The sequence below is a fragment of the Robertmurraya massiliosenegalensis JC6 genome (assembly GCF_000311725.1).
In the GTDB taxonomy this organism is placed as follows: domain Bacteria; phylum Bacillota; class Bacilli; order Bacillales; family Cytobacillaceae; genus Robertmurraya; species Robertmurraya massiliosenegalensis.
Genome location: NZ_HE978512.1, coordinates 620,372 through 640,698, shown reverse-complemented (window position 1 = coordinate 640,698; position 20,327 = coordinate 620,372). Strand labels below are relative to the sequence as shown.

Below are 20,327 nucleotides of genomic sequence, written 5' to 3'. Positions count from 1 at the left end.
TATCAAAATAATGTAAGCCTGTACATACGTCTACTGGTATAGACAACTATACTGATTAAAAGGATGCGAAACAAAAAATGGAACGTTTATTGATTAACGATGTAAAAATCTTTTTAGAAAACAAAATTATTGATGGTGGAGCTGTATGGATAGAAAATGGACAAATTAAAGCAATAGAGGAGAAGCCTGTTGATAACATAGGTAGTGATGTTCAAGTAATCGATGGGAAGGCTCTCAATTTAATTCCAGGCTTTATCGATGCACATATTCATGGAGCAAATGGCGCTGACACGATGGATGCAACCGAGAAAGCAATAGATGATATGGCTATCCTGTTGCCAAAAGAGGGGACGACGAGCTTTTTAGCGACGACGATTACTCAGTCTCCTGAAACTATAGAAAGAGCATTGGAAAATGTGGCTCGCTATAACAATAAACCAGGTCATGCAGAAGTGGTGGGGGTCCATTTAGAAGGACCGTATGTCAATAAAGTTAAAGCAGGGGCACAGCCTGTTCAGTATATTACAGAGCCGGATTTAGAACAATTTAATCAATGGCAGAAGATTTCTGGAAATCAGATTCGCACCATAACCATGGCACCAGAACTTGATCAAGAGGGAATTTTTATCAGAGCTTTAAATGAGCAAGGGATTAACGTATCAGCAGGGCATACGGATGCTAGCTTTGCTGGTATAAAAAAAGCGGTTCAGCAAGGGGTCCAGCAATTAACCCATTTATGTAATGCGATGAACGGAATTCACCACCGTGATATTGGGGCAGTTGGAGCTGCTTTTCAGTTAGAGAGCGTGAATGCAGAGTTAATTCCTGATGGCATTCATGTTTCCCCTGACATGATGGAGCTGATTTATCGAAATGTTGGAAGCGAGAGGTTGATTTTAATTACCGATGCGATGCGGGCGAAGGGATTACCTGCGGGTGATTATGAGCTAGGAGGACAACCGGTAAAAGTAACGGAAGACCGGGCCGTATTAGAGGATGGAACATTAGCTGGAAGTATTGTGACGATGCGGGACGGTGCTGCAAATATGTTAGCCATAGAGGGAGTGACGCTCGTAGATATCGTGAAAATGGCATCTAGTAATCCAGCTAAGCAAGTGGGCGTCTTTGATCGTAAAGGAAGCATTGATATTGGAAAAGACGCCGATCTTTTATTAGTTGATGATCAATTGAAGATCAAATACACAATTTGTCGTGGAGAAATGGCATTTAAAGGAGAGTAGTACAAATGGAATTTATTAAAGTTAATGATTATCAGGACATGAGCGATAAAGCTTGTTCGCTCATGATTGAGGCTATTAATCGTGTGGAGAATCCAGTACTTGGTTTAGCAACTGGCTCGACTCCAGAGGGTCTTTATCAAAAATTAATTGAGAAATATAGCGAAGGGAAGGTTTCCTTCAAAGATGTGACGACATTTAATCTCGATGAGTATGTCGGTTTGAAGCGGGAAGACGTCAACAGCTATTATCGCTATATGAAGGAAAAGCTTTTTAACCATATAGATATTGAGATGGAACGAGTGCATTTACCAAATGGTACGGCAGATGATCTGATTGCTGAATGCAAAAATTACGATCAAAAAATTCAAGAGGCAGGGAGAATTGATCTACAGATATTAGGAATGGGGATCAATGGTCATATTGGTTTTAATGAGCCAGGGACTCCTTTTTCAAGTCGAACACATATTGTTGATTTGGCAGCCTCCACTCGTGAAGCGAATTCAAGATTTTTCCCTACATTGGAGGATGTACCGAGACAGGCTGTAACAATGGGGATTGCTACGATAATGGAAAGTAAAGAAATCCTATTGCTTGTTTCAGGAGAACAAAAAGCAGAAGCGATTGCTCGCCTAGCTGAAGGAGAAATTTCAGAAGACTTCCCAGCTTCCATTTTACGTAACCATCCGAATGTAAAGGTAATTGTAGATGAAGGGGCAATGATAAAGCTTAACGAATAAGGTGGATGAAATGATGCTTAAAGAAGCATGTGTGGAGAATTTTACGAAGGTTCCGGAGCTTATTGTGAAGGGAGCAGAACGAATTGAGTTATGTGATAATCTTGCGGTTGGCGGCACCACGGTAAGCCCAGGGGTTGCAGCGGTGACGATCAAGTATTGTCAAAAAGAAAATGTTAAGGTTATGGCGATGATTAGGCCAAGAGGTGGAAACTTTATTTATAATCTAGACGAAATAGAGATCATGAAGCAGGATCTCCTTCATCTTAAACAGCTAGGCACAGACGGAGTGGTGTTTGGCTGCCTAAATGATGCGAACTGGATAGATGAAAAGGCGATGACTTCTTTACTAGATTTGGCCGAAGGATTAGACATTACTTTTCATATGGCATTTGATCAGATAGCTCCTGAAGAGCAGTTCAAAGCGATTGATTGGCTGGCTGAAAATGGTGTTCAGCGTATTTTAACCCATGGAGGTCCGGCGGATTCTAAAATTGAAGACAATTTAGCAAGGATCCAGGAATATATTGACCATGCGGCTGGCAGAATCATTATTCTTCCTGGCGGTGGCATAACGGATAAAAATCTGCACGTCATTAAAACCCAATTATTGATCCATGAAGCACATGGGACAAGAATCGTTGGGTAAACCATTTCGCTATCGTTTTTGAAAGAAAACAGGCTGGGACAAGGTGAATTTGAGGATACTCAAATTCACCTTTCTCTATTTTTGTATGAACCAAGCTACCGTACAATCAACCGATTCATGCTCAACCAGAAGTGAAAGATTTAATTCGGCAATGTTTCGTTCCATTTCGCTGCCAAGCCAACTACTTCATACGGAAAATTGGGTTTCCATTTTACGTTTATGCTCCGAAAAGAGAGATTGAGTGTAAGCATTATGCGTGGAGGATAGGCAGGACAACTCCATTTCTTCCGGTTCATCTAATTCGATCCAACCATTTCGCGCCCTTAAGCGGAATTTTTCCTGTTATCTCATCAATGGAAGCCCTTTTAGGCGAAATAACGGAAGATTTTCCGCTTATGGAGAGCAAAATCGTTTATTTTGGCATTTTTTGAGGGAATAGCAGGAATATTTCCTGTTATTTCGGCTTTTTTTTCTTGAGGTTGCTCATTAAGCGGAATTTTTCCTGTTATTTTTTCATCCTGATACGCCAACTGTTTAATCCACTCCAAACTGGAATCAAAAAGACGTTATCATCGACTTTTTGGACATTTTAAGGTGGTTTACAATTATGTTTACTTGTACACAAACGGTAAACATTTTGTCCGCAATCACGTTTACTTGTAAACAAACTCGTATACATATTATTGCGACGGGGTGTAAACGGGTTTGTTACTAAAGATTACGGAAATGTCTACAAAACAATGGAGTTTACGAACTGTTTACAGTTGTATATCTTTTAGCCAAAGCCGATTGAAGAATCTAGTAATCTCTTATAGCCTTTTAATAGAAGTAGAGGATATACCAAAAATTATTAAAAAAGGAATGATGAAGAGATGAAGTCAAGAATTGCAGCTGTAGATGTTGGAAATGATTCCATTAAAGCTATTTTTGGTGAATTAGAATATGAATTAAATATCCCTAATATTGTCGCAAGAGATACAGAAGATCGCCCGGTCATTGGAATCGAAGAACTCGATCATAAAGACCCGCTAGAAGGTATACATATTAAGGTCCACTCCCCTGCCTTGAAAGACAATAACGCAATCTATCGTGTTGGCCATTTAGCCACAAAGAGTAGCAATGCAACAGAACTTGATCCAGGCAGTTCTAAGTCTGAAGAAGATCAAACATTAGTGATGTTATTTGCGACTTTGGCATTGGATGCGGTTCGTGGAGAAAATCATTTTCCAAAAGTTAAAAATGTAGTTGATGCAAATTATACGCTTGGTACGGGTCTTCCTCTTCGTGAAGTGAAGGAAGGCAAGGATGCTGGATATCGCTCTAAATTAGTAGGTTCTGTCCATCAAGTCGAATTTTTAGTTACGCCCAAATACCAAGGACTAAAAGTAAATCTCAAATTTAATGAAGTGAAGATCTATCCTGAAGGTTTCGCTGCTTTTATTAATCTTGTTATGGATCATCAGCTAAAAATTATTAATAAGGATTTAATCGATAAAAGAATCATCATCCAAGATATAGGTGGATTATCGACGGATATTGCTGTGATTAAGAACCGTACTGTCGATGACGATAAAGCACAGGGATTTAATCTCGGAGTATCGGAATCTCTTGAAGCGATAAGAGAGGAAATTAGATCGAAGCATGGAATCGAGCTTGATAGCCGCCGTGATGTTGTGGAAATTATTACGAGAAAAAATGATCGAAATCATATTATGGTAAAAGGAAGCCGGACGAGTGTTCATGATATTACGGATCGCATTTTATTAGAGTTGGCGAAAAAGCAGTATCGATTATTACGGAATGTTTGGCAAAGGAATTCACAAACAGAAATATGTTATTTCGTTGGCGGTGGGGCCAATGTGTTAAAAGAGTATATAAAAACATTGAATAACAATTTAGATGGATACAATATTGACTTTTTTGAAGACGAGAAAGAGAGCATTTGGATGATGGCAAATGCTTATTATAAACTGATCACCGATTTTGTTCGGAAGACAGAAAAACCTAAATCTCCGCAAGAACCTGTAAAGAATTAATAGGGTGTTTCAATGAAAAGCTCTAGTTCAAATGAGATTAAGAGAGGACAAGCCATTTCATTTCGTGTCCCCTCTGATACTCCAGATCATCTATTAAAGCATTTACAAAGGCTGAAGGAAATAGAAAGAAGGAATTTTTCGAGTAAAATTGCTGAGTTTGTCCTCCGAGGAGTTGGAGAAACATCGTCAAAGGAACGGGAGACAATTACCGTTCCTCTTCCTCATAAATTAAGTAAATCACAACGAGATTGGCTAAAGCATGAGCATTCAGAGGCCCTCTTAGGGACGATAGTCTATCAACTATTAAACGATCCAATTCGAGCAACCGCCTTGATGACATCACTAAATAGCAATTCTATTAATATAAACGAAGCATTGTATTTACAAGAAGACGAAGAGTTCCCTGAAACGGAGACACCGCATGATTCGTTTCCAGTTATAAAGGAAACCGCTGTAACGATAGAAACGGATAAGATGGATGATTTAGATGCATTTGAGTGGAATTCAGTGGAACACAACCAACCGATAACCGAAGAAGAGGAAGAAAATGATCTAGATCATTTATTAGGGGATTTTCTTAGTAAGATGAATAAGTAGTATTCTTTTAATTGAAACTAAAAACGATTCGTAAAGTATCGAATCGTTTTTAGTGATTATGGAGGGTTAATTGCTTAAAAGACGCTTTTTTTCAAAGTGTTCATGCCTTTTCTTAAATTCAAGTGGAGATTCTTTTTCGTATTTTAAAAATACTTTACTGAAGTAGGCAGCATCAGAGAATCCTAAATCTACTGCAATCCGATAGATAGGAAGATTAGATTCTTTGAGGAGGGTCTTTGCTTCTTCAATTCGTAATTTTGTTACGTAATCGGTAAAGGTTGTTCCTAATTCTTTCTTAAAAAGCCTGCTAAAATATTGTGGATTTAGATGGACCATAGTTGCCACCTCGGTTAGCCGAAGCTCATGCTTGTAATTTTGCTTTATATAACTTATGACTTCCATTAATATTTGTTGGGTAGAGTTGTTTTCAAATATATTAGTTGTGTGATTTCTGTCTAACTTTGAGTTTAATGATAAGGCTTTTTCAATCGCATTTTTAATTTCTTGAGGTTTTGCGGGCTTTAATAAATAGTCAATTACGCCATATTTAATGGCTTCTTGTGCATAGATAAAATCGTTATATGCAGTAATAATGATGCACTTTACATTTGGAAGAAATTGAATGATCTTTTTCTGTGCTTCAATACCAGTGGACTCTGGCATTCTTATGTCCATAAGTATAACGTTAGGTTGCTGTGTTTTTGCCATTTCAATGGCTTCGGTACCATTTTTTGCATCTTCAAGGATTTCAATATTATGAAACTCCCTTCCAATAATCTTCCTTAAAGCTACTCTTTCCAAGGGTTCGTCTTCAACAATCAAAAGTTTAATCATTTCATATCTCCCCTTATTTTGGATAGTCTTTAATACATGGAATATGGACTGTCACACTTGTTCCAACATGGGGGGTGCTTTCAAAATGCAATCCATACTTTGAACCGAAAAAATGTTTTAATCGTTCCTGAGTATTGAGTACTCCGATTCCAGTAGAGTTCGTATCATCAAAATGATTAAGTCGCTCAAGTAATTCGGTTGCAATTCCGATCCCATTATCCTTAATCGTAAGTATTACTTCATCTTGGTCATTGATTAGACCACTAATTTCTACCTTTCCTCCTTCCTTTTTTGTTTCAAGACCGTGGACTAAACAGTTTTCTACCAATGGTTGCAAGGTCATAGAAGGAATACGATATTCTAGTAAGGTATCGTCAATGGAAATACTATACGTAATTCGATCACTAAAGCGTAGAGTCTGTATAAAAAGGTACTTCTCAATATTACTCATTTCATCCCTTATTTTAGGGAAATCTTCAATATTTTTAAGGCTATATCTTAATAAGTCTGATAGATTATAAATCAATTCTTCTGTTTGTGGAGCATCTTCAATTAAAGACATTCGAGCGATTGAATTTAATGTATTAAAAAGAAAATGGGGATTGATTTGGGCTTGAATGGTCTTTAATTCCATTTTCTTCGCTTTTTGCTCAAGGCGAAGCTTATCTCTACTTTCTCGTAGATATTTCTCCTGTGTTAGCCTATGCATCCCCATCTGAGCAAAATAGTTTGCTAGAAAATTATAAAAATCTGAGCAATTTTCTAAATATTCCTGTGATACGATCGGAATTTGGTTAATGACCTCTTGTAATTCATCTTCTGGAATATCGAACTCTTTAGAAATCGTTTTCAAATCTATGGAGTCTCTTGTCTGTTCACCTTCTATTAGTACTTGTCCACCTAATACTGAACCGAGGAAAATATCGTTTACAAAAATAGGGGAGACACAGTCCTTTAAGCCCATGTGACAATCATAAATTCTTGCTTGCCGATATTTGACGGCTAGTTTACCAGCTCTATCATCACATGAAACGCATTGTTTGGCTCCTTTTTGTGAAGAACGAATGAGGCTACAAAAAGGGGTGAAATTATTATGACCGATTGGATTACCCTCACAATCCACCGTAATGACAGGGATATTAACGATTTTTGCCAGTTTAGCTTGTGCACTCATTAATGTCTTAACATCGATGACGTCTGTTAGTAGTAAATTTTCTTGCACGACTCTACTACCTCCTAGTAAATAAAATATATGTAAGGAACTAGGTGTCTAAGTACTTCTTGTGAATGATTGAACAAACTAAGCAATTACATTTTAACATAGTCAAATAAATTAAAATACTGACTATTTCTTGAACGGTATTTCGAAATAATTACATAAGGGTAGAGTTCTTTCTGTAGTAAATATATTCACTATACCTACCTATTTTTGTATTTTCTAACATGAATGTCAAAAAAGTATAAGTTAAAAAGTTAAATTTCTTATAGTTCTTGTCAAAATAGTCAAATGAAAATACGAAAATGAATAGTAACATTTTAAATAGATTCACAATAATTTTTTGGAGGTGTTTTCTTGTGGGACAAGAAGCATTAGGAATGATTGAGACTAAAGGTTTGGTGGCAGCAGTTGAAGCAGCAGATTCAATGGTAAAGGCAGCTAATGTTGAGCTAATTGGGTATGAAAAAATTGGTTCTGGCCTTGTTACGGTGATGGTTCGTGGGGATGTAGGGGCTGTTAAGGCGTCAACTGATGCAGGAGTAGCTTCCGCAAAACGTGTTGGAGAAGTTATTTCTGTACATGTAATTCCAAGACCGCATATGGATGTTGAAAGAATTCTACCGAAGTTTGCTGAAATGGAACCTGTGAGGTAAGACCATGGATCAATATTTGTTACAAAAGGTATTAGAAGAAGCCCAAAGGAAGTTAAATACGGATGGAGATGTAAGCCCTTTCGTTAAAGTTGGGACAAATAATGATCATCAATCAGAACAAGGAAAGAAGGTTGGAACCATGACGGTTGAAATGCCTACAATTACGGAATATGTTGGCTCAACAATTGGCGATACAGTTGGATTGGTAATCGCCAATTTAGATAGAAATCTTCATGAGAGTGTTGGATTAGACCCGAAATATCGATCGATTGGAATTATCAGTGCTCGAACCGGTGGAGGACCGCATATTATGGCGGCCGATGAAGCTGTTAAAGCTACTAATTCCGAAATCGTATCAATTGAATTAGCGAGAGATACAAAAGGAGGAGCAGGACACGGGGCAACCATTATCTTTGCCGCTGAAGATGTTTCCGATGCAAGAAGAGCTGTAGAAGTCACATTAAAAGAAGTAGAACGTACTTTTGGAGATGTATATGGCTGTGATGCGGGACATATTGAACTTCACTATACGGCTAGAGCTAGCCTTGCGGTGGAAAAAGCATTTGGTGCTCCTATAGGAAAGTCATTTGGAATCATTGTGGGTGCACCTGCTGCAGTTGGATTAGTGATGGCGGATACTGCACTTAAGACGGCTAATGTTGATATAGTGACATATGCAAGTCCTGATAAGGGAACAGCGCGTTCAAATGAAATTATTGTCACAATTACTGGGGATTCTGGTGCCGTTAGGCAGTCCCTTATCTCTGCAAGAGAAGTTGGCTTAAGCATCTTAATATCAATGGGACAAGATCCTCAACCCGTGACAACACCAAACCTTTAAATCATCAATGAAGGATAGCCATTTGAGCTAAAAGAAATAAAGCATTTTTGGGAAAATTTTCTCTTTTAGCTCTCTGGTTTAACTTTGTAGAAATGAATGGGATTAAGGAACAATAGGAGTGTTTTTTATGAAACAAGAAGCTCTAGGATTAATTGAAGTTATTGGATTGGTTCCAGCGCTTGAAGCCGCTGATGCTAGTTTAAAAGCTGCTAATGTTCGTTTTGTTGGGTATGAGACAGTCACTCCAGGAATGGTAACGGTAAAAATTGAAGGGGATGTCGGTGCTGTTCAAGCCGCTGTTGCTGCTGGGAAGATGAGCGCCTCAAATATTGGTACAGTTATTTCCAGTTTGGTTATCCCTAGACCTGCGCTAGCACTTAATCAGTTCCATCAATCTTTGGAGGCTACAGAGGAAAAAGAAGAAGAAGGGACTTTATACGTAGAAGAAGCTCATGAAGAAACATCAGAATTAGTGTCAGGGATTGAACAACAAGAAGTTTCAATTGCGATAGAGGAAGAAGCGGAAGCTAACGATGTAGTCTTGACGGAACAGGAAATTGAGTCAGAGGATTCTTTAGAGATAGCTAAAGCAGAAGCAAGCTGTAATCTATGCAACGACCCGAAATGTACAAGAGAGAAGGGACAGCCAAGAACCCTTTGTTTACATCATAAAGAACATCAAGAAGTGTTAGGATGATTGGGAAAATGAATGTAGAAGAATCCATTATCAAAGAGTTTGCCTTAGAGCTAACTAAGAAGATGAGTATTAAAGATAGAACCCTGAGTATACCAGTTGGCGTTTCGAATAGGCATATTCATCTTAATAAAGAAGATATGGAAGTCCTATTTGGAACAGATTATGAACTAACATTTAAATCACCCTTAAGTCAGACAGGTCAATTTGCAGCAAAGGAAACAGTCTGTATTGCAGGGCCAAAGGGCTGTTATCCAAACGTACGTGTGCTCGGACCTGTTCGGAACTATAGTCAAATTGAAATATCAAGAACCGACTCATTTCAATTAGGGATTAAACCGCCGATTCGAGTTTCTGGTGATACGCTTGCCTCATCTGACCTATGTGTAATTGGACCAAAAGGGATGATGGTTTTTAAAGAAAAAGTAATATGTGCAAAAAGGCATATTCACATGTCTCCAAGTGATGCCGAACAATTTGGGGTTACAGATGGTGAGTTAGTGGATGTAGAGACTATAGGAGAGAAAAAGGCAATTCTCCATAACGTGTTAGTTCGAGTAACAGGAGACTCTACATTGGAATTACACATTGATACTGACGAAGCAAATGCAACTGAATTAAAAAATAGAGATATGGTTCGCATAATAGGTCGTAGTAGGTGAAACCAATGGAACAGTGTGTAAATGCATTAATCAAAGAGTTGGAGACAAAGATTCTGACTGAAGAAATAGATTCTTCTTATGATTTGAAATTAGGAATAAAAGTGGGTGTTGATCTAGGTACCTCTAATATTGTCATCGTCGTTTTAGATAAAAATGATCAACCTATCACAGGAGCAATGGAATCAGCAAAAGTAGTTAGAGATGGAATTGTCGTTGATTTCATTGGGGCCGTAAAGGTTTTGGGTAGGTTGAAGGCCCAACTTGAACAACGTTTGGGTATTCAACTTGAAGAGGCTGCTACAGCGATACCACCAGGAATTTTACCGGGAAATATTAAAGTCATTACCAATGTTGTGGAAGCGGCTGGTTTTGTAGTAACTAATGTCGTGGAAGAACCCGTAGCTGCAGCTAAAGTACTAGCCATCTCGGATGGAGCTGTTGTAGATATTGGTGGAGGGACAACCGGCATTTCAGTTCTGAAAAATGGAGAAATCTTATATTCTGTGGATGAACCTACTGGTGGAACCCATTTAACACTCGTTTTATCTGGAAGTATGAAAGTTGAGTTTGACGAAGCAGAAAAGATCAAGCATCAACGAGAAAGCCATCCTTTAGTATTTCCGATTGTACGTCCAGTTCTTGAAAAAATGGCTGAAATTACAAAGAGAAATATCATTAAAGATGTTAAACAAATCTACTTGGTGGGTGGAACGTCCTGTATGGATGGTATAGAAGAAGTATTCCAAAAGTATACTGCTATCTACACCATAAAGCCATACAATCCATTACTTGTCACTCCTCTAGGAATTGCGATGTATGCAAAATAAGGGGGCGGGTTGATAGATGAATATCGAAGAGCTTGTCCGGAACTTGCTCCAGAATTTACTTCCTGAAAGAAGCAAGAAAATCCTCATTTTTCTAAGTGGAGGCTCAGTTAATACGGAAATTTTATTAAAAGTATTAGCTGAATTTGACCAAAAGAATTATGAGCTTGTTCTTTCCGATAGTGGAAAAAAAATGATTCCAAATACACTGATTGAAGAATTGAATGGTGAAACAATCCAATCTTTTTCAGAACTTGAAAAGTCACTGAATGAAGCTGATTTTGTGTTAATTCCAATAATGACACGTAATACACTATCTAAAGTAGCCCTTGGGATTGCTGACAATCTTGTAACAACAGGGATTGCAAGAGCTCTGATGATGGGCAAAGAAGTGTTGGCTGTAAAAGATAGTTTTGATTCAAACCATCCGATCAATCGGGTGAAGGAATTAGCCCGTAATCAGGCATATAACGAAATGTTGAAAAGCTATGAAACATGTTTGGAACAGTTTGGGGTGAAATTCATCCCATTAGAAGAGTTTAAATCAGTTCTCTTAAATAAGATAAATCCAAGTAGTGAGAGAATTAATGCTGAAAAAAAACTTGTACTAACGCAAAGCAATCATCAAACATCTTCTGAAGACAAGGTAAAGGTGGATTCGTCCATACTTACAGCAGGGGATATTAGAAAATATGAACAACATGCTGTCATTCAAATTAAACCTTCCACTATTGTTACACCGTTAGCTAAAGATTTTATAAGCGACAATCAAATGAAAATAGAAATTACGAATGAATAGATTTCTCATGGGCATTAGGAGGTAAAGAAATGGAAATCTGGGATAATGATTTAAGATCCATCCAAGAAACTAGAAATCTTATAGACAAGGCAAAGGAAGCACAACATATTTTCAGCCAATTTACTCAAGAACAAATTGATCGAGTTGTTTTAAAGATGTCTGAAGCGGCAGAACAACAAGCAGAACGACTAGCGAAAATGGCATATGAAGAAACAGGCTTTGGAAAATGGCAAGATAAAGTATTAAAAAATCATTTTGCTAGTTCTGTAGTTTATGACTATATAAGAGAGTTAAAGACAGTTGGTATCATCCAAGATGATCAAATAAAAAAAATATATGAAGTGGCTGTCCCAGTGGGGATTGTAGCAGGATTAATTCCTTCCACAAATCCAACTTCTACAACGATCTATAAATCGTTAATTGCTTTAAAGTCTGGAAATGGGATTGTATTTTCACCGCATCCATCTGCAAGAAATTGCATTCTAGAAACAGTTAAAATTCTTTCAAAAGCTGCGGTACAGGCAGGTGCTCCAGATGGGTTAATTGGTTGTATTAAGACACCTACACTTCAAGCAACAAATGAATTGATGAAACATAAGGATATTGCTTTGATCCTTGCTACAGGTGGAGAAGCAATGGTAAAGGCTGCGTATAGTTCAGGCACACCTGCCATCGGAGTTGGACCAGGTAATGGACCAGCTTTTATCGAAAGGTCAGCTAATATTCCATTAGCTGTTAAACGAATCTTGGATAGTAAGACATTTGATAATGGCGTGATTTGTGCATCTGAGCAATCGATTGTAGTGGAAAAAGACATTGAAGCACAGGTAGTTGCTGAGTTAGTTGATCAGGGAGCTTATTTCCTATCAAAAGAAGAGTCAGATAAACTCGGAAAGTGGCTGTTGCGAGCAAATGGAACGATGAACCCTCAGATCGTTGGAAAATGCGTGGAAGAGATTGCTGATTTAGCAGAGCTTAAAATTCCAAAAGGGACAAAAGTGCTAATCTCTGAACAAAATAGCGTTTCGAAAACCAATCCATATTCAAGAGAAAAGTTAGCACCTATCTTAGCTTTTTATTGTGAGGATAATTGGGAAAAAGCTTGTGAAAGATGTATGGAATTACTATATAACGAGGGTAAAGGTCATACATTAATCATGCACTCTGAAAATGAAGAAATAATCAGGGAATTTGCCCTGAAAAAACCAGTATCAAGAATGTTAGTAAACACACCTGGTGCCCTAGGCGGGATTGGTGGTACGACAAATTTAGTTCCAGCTTTAACACTTGGATGTGGAGCAGTGGGTGGTAGTTCAACGTCAGATAATGTTGGTCCACTAAACCTCATTAATATTCGTAGAGTCGCCTATGGAGTGAAAGAACTGTATGACTTAAAAGGTGATAGACCAATAAATTCACCTGTAAAAATTTCTGAGGAAAATATTGAAGAAATTATTAAGAACCTGCTTGAGGAAATCATTAGGTAGTTTTGATACTAGCTAAAGGGAGTCGAGTTCAATGTTTATTGCAAAGGTAATTGGCAAAGTCGTATCCACCCAAAAGGCAGAAAAGCTTGTAGGTTCAAAACTACTTGTCATTAAATCACTTAATGAACATACCAAATTTTCAGAAGAAGGTGCCTTAGTGGCAGTTGATAGAGTAGGAGCCGGAATGAATGACATCGTTCTTGTAGACTGGGGGGACTCCCTTTATGAAGAAGCAAAACTTGCTGCAGATATGGCAATTGTTGGGATAATTGATGAAATTCAACTTGAAGGTAAATAAGTAAAAGTCTCTTTTTTGGGAGGGCAGTGATGGAACATTTTAAGATTAAACCAGAGGTGTATTTTAATAATGGAGCGTTGGAATATTTAACGATGGTTAATAAAACAAAAGCTCTCGTAATCACCGATCCTTTTATGATTGAAGTTGGATTCTCTGAACAACTTCTAAATATACTGAAGAATTCTGTATCCGATTGTACTCTTTTTTCTAATATAAAACCAGATCCACCAATTGATATAGTCGCTGATGGAGTTAAGGAAATGTTACGAGTGAAACCTGATATTCTTATTGCTTTAGGCGGAGGATCAACCATTGATGCGGCAAAAAGTATCTTATGGTTTTATGAAAAAATTCTTCAAATTAATGGTGAGGTTGGCTATGAAAGACCGCAATTCGTTGCCATTCCGACAACAAGTGGGACTGGCTCTGAAGTAACGACATTTGCAGTCATTACAATGGGTGATAAAAAAATCCCATTAGTGGACGATGAGTTATTACCGGATATAGCGATTATCGATCCTATGTTTGTGAAAACAGTTCCTCCTTCCATTACGGCTGATACAGCGATCGATGCATTAACACATGCAATTGAAGCTTATGTATCAACGGAAGCATCTGATTACTCGGATGCCTTAGCAGAAAAATCAATAAAATTGATCTTCGATTATTTGTTGCTAGCCTTTAAGGATGGAAATGATATGCACGCAAGAGAAAAGCTTCACAACGCCTCTTGCATCGCCGGGATGGCATTTACAAACGCATATCTCGGATTGAATCATAGTTTGGCACATGCTTTAGGAGGCTCATTTCACATTCCTCATGGGAGAGCAAATGCCATGATTCTCCCACATGTGATACGTTACAACGCTAACCTTGAAAGTGGTCAAGAAACACAAGCTGCTAAAAGATATGCAGAGCTTTCGAAGATTTTGGGGCTGCCAGCTGCCACGGTTTGTGAAGGAGTACACAATTTGGTTACTGCAATAAAAGTATTGTTGGCAGAAACCAATACTCCTAATAGTTTAAGAGAATTGAAGGTAGATAAAGAAATATTTAGAGAAAAGCTCGACTATATGAGTGAGGCAGCACTAAATGATCGCTGTACAGCTACGAACCCAAGAACTACATCAAAAGAAGAGATTATCGAACTATATTCAGCCATCTACGGCGAAAAAGTGAAAGAAGAGAAAATAAGCTTAGTACTTTCTAATTAAAAGGAGAGTTAAAAATGAGTAAGACCTTATGGGGCGAATGTTTAGCTGAATTTTTCGGAACCTTTATCTTGATTTTTATAGGGGTTGGAACTGTAGCAGCAATGGTTACTGCTGATATCTCAATGAGTTTTTGGGAATTATCTATTGCTTGGGGTATAGCGGTAATGATTGCCATATATGTAGTAGGGTCAATCTCAGGAGGCCATATTAATCCAGCTGTTACCATTGGTCTAGGTGTTTGGGGCGGGTTTGACAAAAGGAAGATCCCACACTATATCGCTTCACAAGTGATAGGTGCTTTTGCAGGGGCGGCGGTTGTTTATGGATTGTTCCGCAATGCGATAATCAATTTTGAAAATACGAACGAGATTGTCCGGTCTACAGAGAGTGGGTGGGCATCTGCTGGGATTTTTAGTACCTATCCAAAGCCTTACCTTTCCACAATGGAAGCTCTTTTTGTTGAGATTGCCATCACTGCGTTCTTAATGATTGTAATCTTCGCTGTTACCGATAAGAAAAATGGCGCAGCACCAACGGCTGGATTACCAGCAGTAGCGATAGGGTTAACGATTGCGATTTGTGGAATCTCTTTCGGACCTCTAACGGGGTTTGCTATGAATCCAGCCCGTGATTTAGGTCCACGTATTTTCATGATGATATCAGGTTGGGAAACAAACGTAATTGGACCACAATTATACGGTTTAATCGTTCCGATATTCGGACCAATTATTGGAGCAGTTCTTGGAGGGGGTATTTATAAGAAGTTAATCGCTCCATATTTTCCAGTTGCAAAACAAGAGTCTATGGACAAGGATTATAAAAAAGTTTCTTAAATAGAAAAATGGAGAATCCAATATTGGAATTCTCCTAGATAAAAGTACAAAGTAATCTCACATAATCATACAAAAACGAGTTGAATTTGTAAAGTGTAATAGAAGTAATAAGATACTATCAATCTTTTATATTGAAAGGGGAAACCTATTCATGTCAACAGTTATAGTAGAACCAACATTACGTATCCAAAATTTAATTGATGTTCTTTACTCTGTCACTCCTGAAATTGAAGCGGAAAGAGCTGTTCTAATTACTGAATCCTATAAGGAAACAGAAGCTTATCCAATGGTTATTCGACGAGCTAAAGCACTTGAAAAGATTTTAACTCATATGACGATCGTCATCCGAGACCATGAACTGATTGTCGGAAATCTCACGACTAAACCGAGGGCTAGCCAAGTGTTCCCAGAATTCTCAAATAAATGGCTGGTTGAAGAGTTTGAAACCCTTGCAAAACGTAAAGGAGATGTCTTCTTAATTTCAGAAGATACAAAAGCAAGACTTCGTGATGTATTCACATACTGGGAAGGAAAGACGACAAACGAACTAGCAACTCAATTGATGTATCCAGAAACAAGAGAAGCGATGGATGCAGGGGTATTTACGGTAGGAAACTATTACTTTAATGGTGTAGGGCATATTGGTGTTGATTATGAAAAGGTCTTAAAGAATGGTTTTAACGGTATTATTGCTGAAGTCGAAGCAGCAAAAGCACGTGCGGATAAAGCAGACCCAGAGTATATCAAAAAAGATCATTTCTTAAATGCCGTGATGATTACTGCTAACGCCGTAATTAAGTTTGCTCAAAGATTTGCAGATGAAGCAAGAAAATTAGCTGGACGAACAACAGATATAAAGCGTAAAAATGAGTTGTATCAAATTGCAGATAACTGTGAGAATGTACCGGCTAATCCAGCTAAAAATTTCTATGAAGCTTTACAATCTTTCTGGTTCGTACAAGCAGTCATTCAAATTGAATCAAATGGACATTCCATTTCACCTCTTCGCTTTGATCAATATATGTATCCATACTATAAAAACGATTTAGCAAATGGAACTCTTACAGAAGAAGAGGCACAAGAGTTACTAGATGCTTTATGGGTGAAATTTAATGATGTAAACAAAGTTCGGGATGAAGGTTCAACAAAAGCGTTCGGTGGTTATCCGATGTTCCAAAACCTCATTGTAGGAGGTCAAACAGCCGATGGTCGTGATGCTGTTAACCCATTATCCTTTGCATGTTTGCAGGCAACCGCTAATACAAAATTACCGCAGCCTTCTATCTCTATTCGTTACTGGAATTTGACTCCTGATGAGTTAATGTTTAAGGCTGGCGAAGTTACTCGACTGGGACTGGGAATGCCTGCTTATTACAATGATGAAGTGATCATTCCAGCATTAGTGGGACGTGGCGTCTCATTACAAGATGCTCGTGACTACGGAATCATTGGTTGTGTGGAACCTCAAAAAGGTGGAAAAACAGAAGGATGGCATGATGCGGCCTTTTTCAATATGGCAAAAGTACTTGAGATTACCATTAATAATGGGGTTATAAATGGAAAACAACTTGGTTTAAAAACAGGAGAATTTACTTCGTTTAAAAGCTTTGAGGATTTCTTAAATGCTTACCAAAAGCAAATGGAATATTTTGTGCGTTTACTTATCAATGCTGATAACTCAGTAGATATAGCTCATGGTGAACGTGCACCACTTCCATTCCTTTCATCAATGGTAGATGACTGTATCGGAAAAGGAAAATCACTGCAAGAAGGCGGGGCTATTTATAACTATACAGGTCCACAAGGGGTCGGTGTAGCAAATGTTGGAGATTCTTTAATGGCAATTAAACAACTTGTGTTTGATGAGAAGAAAGTTTCTTTAGCTGAATTAAAACATGCATTAGATACCAATTTTGGTGAACAACAAGGTCAGCCTTCTGAAAACTTAAGTCTGGATCAACTTACCCAAGATAAACTTGTAGAAGTCATCAAAAAATTAATCCTTGAAGGAAATAAAGTCTCTTTGGATGAACTAAAGAATGCAACAAACGTTAAAGTGGACTTAGGTTCAAGCAATGACCAAGAGTATTTACGCCAACTCCTTGAAAATCGTGCTCCTAAGTTTGGAAATGACATTGATGAAGTAGACAGTCTTGCACGTGAGGCAGCTTTAATTTATTGCCGTGAGGTTGAGAAGTATCGCAATCCACGAGGAGGTTCTTTCCAACCAGGATTATACCCAGTGTCTGCGAATGTTCCAATGGGCGCCCAAACGGGTGCGACGCCTGATGGAAGAAAAGCAGGTGAACCGTTAGCTGATGGGGTATCTCCTGTTTCTGGTAGAGATAAAACAGGTCCAACGGCGGCTGCCAACTCTATCGCCAAATTAGATCATCATATTGCATCGAACGGTACATTGTTTAATCAGAAATTCCATCCATCTGCTATTTCTGGCCAAACGGGATTAGAGAATTTATCCGCATTGGTCCGTGGTTATTTTGACCAAAAAGGCATGCATGTACAGTTTAACGTTGTAAGCCGTGAAACATTGTTAAAGGCCCAACAAAATCCTGAAAAGTATAAAAATCTCGTCGTACGTGTAGCTGGATACAGTGCACATTTCACATCATTAGATAAGACTATCCAAGACGATATAATTAACCGTACAGAACAAGCATTCTAAATTGAAAAAAATAAGAGGGGGAGTTATTTTGAACTCCTCCTTTTTATAAAGGTTGGTGCAACGAGAAATGGAAGATAAGGGAATTGTTTTTGATATTCAACGTTTTTCTGTTCATGACGGACCAGGAATTCGTTCCATCGTTTTCTTGAAGGGCTGTCCTCTACGCTGTCGTTGGTGTAGCAACCCTGAGTCACAAAGTAAAGAACCACAAATAATGTTCGTAAAAAGAAACTGTATCGGATGTGGCAGATGTACGGAACTGTGTCCAACAGGTGCATTACAAATCGTTCCTACTTTTAAGATTGACGAGAGCAAATGTACAAAGTGTGGCATTTGTGTAGAAGCCTGCTATAGCGAGGCACTTAATTTTGCTGGGAATCCGAGATCCGTTCAAGATGTAATAAATGAGTTAAAGAAAGATCATATACATTATAAACGCTCTGGTGGAGGGATTACTCTTTCTGGGGGAGAGCCTCTTTCTCAACCATACTATGCTGAGGAATTGTTAAAGGCATGTAAAGAGAAAGGGTGGCATACAGCCATTGAAACGACTGCCTTTACAAGTCAAGCGGTTTTAGAGCAAGTGCTACCATGGTTGGATTTGGTGTTATTAGACATCAAACATACGGATGAAAGAAAACACCTAGAGTTTGTTGGAAGGTCAAATGAAAAGATATTGGAAAATGCGAAATTTATTGGTCAATTCGGTGTTCCTATAATCATACGTGTGCCTGTTATTCCAACCTTTAATGATGGAATTGATGAGATGGAAACTATTGCTTCGTTCGCATCAAACATTAGAGGAGTAAAGGAGATGCATCTTCTTCCTTATCACCGTCTTGGAGAAAATAAATATGATTATTTAAATTATGAATACGAAATGAAAGGAATACCGACACCAACAAATGAGAAAATGCAAAAACTCAAAACCGTGGTTGAGGAAAAAGGGTTAATATGTAAAATTGGTGGTTAAAAAATCCTTCCAAGGTGGAGAAAATTGTCCACCTTGGAAGGATTTAATCTTCAATAAGTACTTGCCCGATTATCATGATACCGCCCAATAGGTACGACGTTTGGTGAGCCCGAAACGGGATCTTTTATGACCGTACAATTCAGACCAAAAATCTCCTTTATTAAGGTATCGGTAATCACCATTGATGGCTCTCCTTCTGCGACAAGATTTCCTTCGTGCATGGCAAAAATATAATCTGCGTATCGTGCGGCAAGGTTGATGTCATGGAGGACCATAACAATGGTAGTGCCATATTTTTGGTTTAAGTCGGTGAGCAAGTCAAGAATTTCGACTTGATACGTAATATCTAAAAAAGTAGTCGGCTCATCAAGAAACAAGATATCGGTTTGTTGTGCTAAAGCCATAGCAATCCATACGCGCTGTCTTTGACCACCTGATAGTTCATCAATATTGCGATTGGCAAGCTCTGTAATATTCATGATTTCCATCGCTTCAGCAACAGCTTCATAATCCTTTTTCGTCCATCCACTGAACAAGGATTGATGAGGAAATCTTCCGCGTCCAACTAAGTCAGCCACAGAAATACCTTCAGGCACAATAGGGGATTGTGGTAACAATCCTACGATTCGAGCTAATTCCTTTGATGGAATTTTGCTGATAGGCCTTCCATCAAGTGTGATTTTTCCAGAGGTTGGTTTAATCAGCCGAGCTAATGTTTTAAGAAGGGTGGACTTTCCACAGGCATTCGCCCCAATAATGACACTGATTTTATTGCTGGGAATGGCGAGGCTTACCTCATGAATGACCGTTTTGTTCTCATAGCCTGCAACAATGTTTTCTGCCTCAAAAAGATGTGTCGGTTTCATTATAAATCTCCTTTTCGATTCATGCGGATGAGCAAGTAGATTAGATACGGCGCCCCGAGTATTCCGGTGATGATTCCGACCGGGAATCGGACTTCAAAAGCGAATTGGCCGACTAAGTCTGCCGCCAAAACCAAATTAACACCAACAAGTCCGGCAGGGATCATGTTTGAAAATCCAACTCCTACTAGTC

22 protein-coding genes are annotated in these 20,327 nt (G+C 38.4%); 17 read left to right on the top strand and 5 right to left on the bottom strand.

Translation table 11 applies throughout. The features are described from left to right. The first annotated feature begins 77 nt into the window (after nt 1–77). The 3 genes from nagA to BMSHG_RS09390 are packed head-to-tail and all read left to right on the top strand — an operon-like array spanning nt 78 to nt 2,624. Complete coding sequence (gene nagA / locus BMSHG_RS09400) at nt 78–1,241, top strand: N-acetylglucosamine-6-phosphate deacetylase (protein ID WP_019154198.1); 1,164 nt, start codon at nt 78–80, stop codon at nt 1,239–1,241. A 5-nt stretch (nt 1,242–1,246) separates the two neighbouring features. After that, nucleotides 1,247–1,978, top strand: a complete 732-nt coding sequence (gene nagB / locus BMSHG_RS09395; protein ID WP_019154197.1) for a glucosamine-6-phosphate deaminase — start codon at nt 1,247–1,249, stop codon at nt 1,976–1,978. Nucleotides 1,979–1,988: 10 nt separating this feature from the next. After that, nucleotides 1,989–2,624, top strand: coding sequence for a copper homeostasis protein CutC (locus BMSHG_RS09390; protein WP_034658654.1), 636 nt, complete (start codon nt 1,989–1,991; stop codon nt 2,622–2,624). 365 nt (nt 2,625–2,989) lie between these two features. On the opposite strand, the gene BMSHG_RS28200 is transcribed toward BMSHG_RS09390, so the two are convergent. After that, on the bottom strand, nt 2,990–3,172 hold the full coding sequence (locus BMSHG_RS28200) for a hypothetical protein (RefSeq protein ID WP_154651049.1): 183 nt from the start codon (nt 3,170–3,172) through the stop codon (nt 2,990–2,992). A 324-nt stretch (nt 3,173–3,496) separates the two neighbouring features. Here BMSHG_RS28200 and BMSHG_RS09380 point away from each other — a divergent pair, with 324 nt between their 5' ends. Both BMSHG_RS09380 and BMSHG_RS09375 read left to right on the top strand, forming a co-directional pair. Then, on the top strand, nt 3,497–4,660 hold the full coding sequence (locus BMSHG_RS09380) for a ParM/StbA family protein (RefSeq protein ID WP_019154194.1): 1,164 nt from the start codon (nt 3,497–3,499) through the stop codon (nt 4,658–4,660). Between the two features lie 12 nt (nt 4,661–4,672). Further along, nucleotides 4,673–5,257: a hypothetical protein gene (locus BMSHG_RS09375; protein ID WP_019154193.1), complete on the top strand. Its 585-nt coding sequence runs from the start codon at nt 4,673–4,675 to the stop codon at nt 5,255–5,257. A 66-nt stretch (nt 5,258–5,323) separates the two neighbouring features. On the opposite strand, the gene BMSHG_RS09370 is transcribed toward BMSHG_RS09375, so the two are convergent. Then, the gene (locus BMSHG_RS09370; protein WP_019154192.1) at nt 5,324–6,091 is read right to left on the bottom strand and encodes a response regulator transcription factor; all 768 of its coding nucleotides are present in this window, start codon (nt 6,089–6,091) and stop codon (nt 5,324–5,326) included. Nucleotides 6,092–6,104: 13 nt separating this feature from the next. Further along, nucleotides 6,105–7,313: a sensor histidine kinase gene (locus tag BMSHG_RS09365; protein ID WP_019154191.1), complete on the bottom strand. Its 1,209-nt coding sequence runs from the start codon at nt 7,311–7,313 to the stop codon at nt 6,105–6,107. A 374-nt stretch (nt 7,314–7,687) separates the two neighbouring features. Here BMSHG_RS09365 and BMSHG_RS09360 point away from each other — a divergent pair, with 374 nt between their 5' ends. The 12 genes from BMSHG_RS09360 to BMSHG_RS09305 all read left to right on the top strand — a co-directional run bounded on the left by BMSHG_RS09360 (nt 7,688) and on the right by BMSHG_RS09305 (nt 19,271). Then, a complete protein-coding gene (locus BMSHG_RS09360; protein WP_392397250.1) occupies nt 7,688–7,963 on the top strand; it encodes a BMC domain-containing protein in 276 nt (91 codons plus the stop codon). A gap of 4 nt (nt 7,964–7,967) precedes the next feature. After that, nucleotides 7,968–8,804, top strand: coding sequence for a propanediol utilization microcompartment protein PduB (gene pduB, locus BMSHG_RS09355; protein ID WP_019154189.1), 837 nt, complete (start codon nt 7,968–7,970; stop codon nt 8,802–8,804). Between the two features lie 127 nt (nt 8,805–8,931). After that, on the top strand, nt 8,932–9,501 hold the full coding sequence (locus tag BMSHG_RS29410; protein ID WP_019154188.1) for a BMC domain-containing protein: 570 nt from the start codon (nt 8,932–8,934) through the stop codon (nt 9,499–9,501). 8 nt (nt 9,502–9,509) lie between these two features. Then, nucleotides 9,510–10,160: a phosphate propanoyltransferase gene (locus BMSHG_RS09345; RefSeq protein ID WP_173391056.1), complete on the top strand. Its 651-nt coding sequence runs from the start codon at nt 9,510–9,512 to the stop codon at nt 10,158–10,160. A gap of 5 nt (nt 10,161–10,165) precedes the next feature. Then, on the top strand, nt 10,166–10,987 hold the full coding sequence (gene eutJ, locus BMSHG_RS09340; RefSeq protein WP_019154186.1) for an ethanolamine utilization protein EutJ: 822 nt from the start codon (nt 10,166–10,168) through the stop codon (nt 10,985–10,987). 16 nt (nt 10,988–11,003) lie between these two features. Further along, a complete protein-coding gene (locus tag BMSHG_RS09335; RefSeq protein ID WP_019154185.1) occupies nt 11,004–11,783 on the top strand; it encodes a flavoprotein in 780 nt (259 codons plus the stop codon). 29 nt (nt 11,784–11,812) lie between these two features. Next, nucleotides 11,813–13,270: an acetaldehyde dehydrogenase (acetylating) gene (locus tag BMSHG_RS26005; protein ID WP_019154184.1), complete on the top strand. Its 1,458-nt coding sequence runs from the start codon at nt 11,813–11,815 to the stop codon at nt 13,268–13,270. Nucleotides 13,271–13,301: 31 nt separating this feature from the next. After that, a complete protein-coding gene (locus BMSHG_RS09325) occupies nt 13,302–13,568 on the top strand; it encodes a EutN/CcmL family microcompartment protein (protein ID WP_019154183.1) in 267 nt (88 codons plus the stop codon). 29 nt (nt 13,569–13,597) lie between these two features. Beyond that, complete coding sequence (locus BMSHG_RS09320) at nt 13,598–14,782, top strand: 1-propanol dehydrogenase PduQ (protein ID WP_019154182.1); 1,185 nt, start codon at nt 13,598–13,600, stop codon at nt 14,780–14,782. Between the two features lie 14 nt (nt 14,783–14,796). Further along, nucleotides 14,797–15,615 carry an MIP/aquaporin family protein gene (locus BMSHG_RS09315; RefSeq protein WP_019154181.1) on the top strand — a complete coding sequence of 273 codons (819 nt, stop codon included), beginning with the start codon at nt 14,797–14,799 and terminating at the stop codon, nt 15,613–15,615. 151 nt (nt 15,616–15,766) lie between these two features. Beyond that, nucleotides 15,767–18,298, top strand: a complete 2,532-nt coding sequence (locus BMSHG_RS09310) for a glycyl radical protein (RefSeq protein WP_019154180.1) — start codon at nt 15,767–15,769, stop codon at nt 18,296–18,298. A 67-nt stretch (nt 18,299–18,365) separates the two neighbouring features. Beyond that, a complete protein-coding gene (locus BMSHG_RS09305) occupies nt 18,366–19,271 on the top strand; it encodes a glycyl-radical enzyme activating protein (RefSeq protein ID WP_034658715.1) in 906 nt (301 codons plus the stop codon). A gap of 50 nt (nt 19,272–19,321) precedes the next feature. Here the strand turns inward: BMSHG_RS09305 and BMSHG_RS09300 are convergent, their stop codons facing one another. Next, complete coding sequence (locus tag BMSHG_RS09300) at nt 19,322–20,137, bottom strand: ABC transporter ATP-binding protein (RefSeq protein WP_019154178.1); 816 nt, start codon at nt 20,135–20,137, stop codon at nt 19,322–19,324. Continuing rightward, nucleotides 20,137–20,327 (bottom strand): iron chelate uptake ABC transporter family permease subunit (locus BMSHG_RS27475; RefSeq protein ID WP_148346920.1); only part of this gene is annotated, 191 nt, incomplete at its 5' end. The genes BMSHG_RS27475 and BMSHG_RS09300, both read right to left, overlap by 1 nt.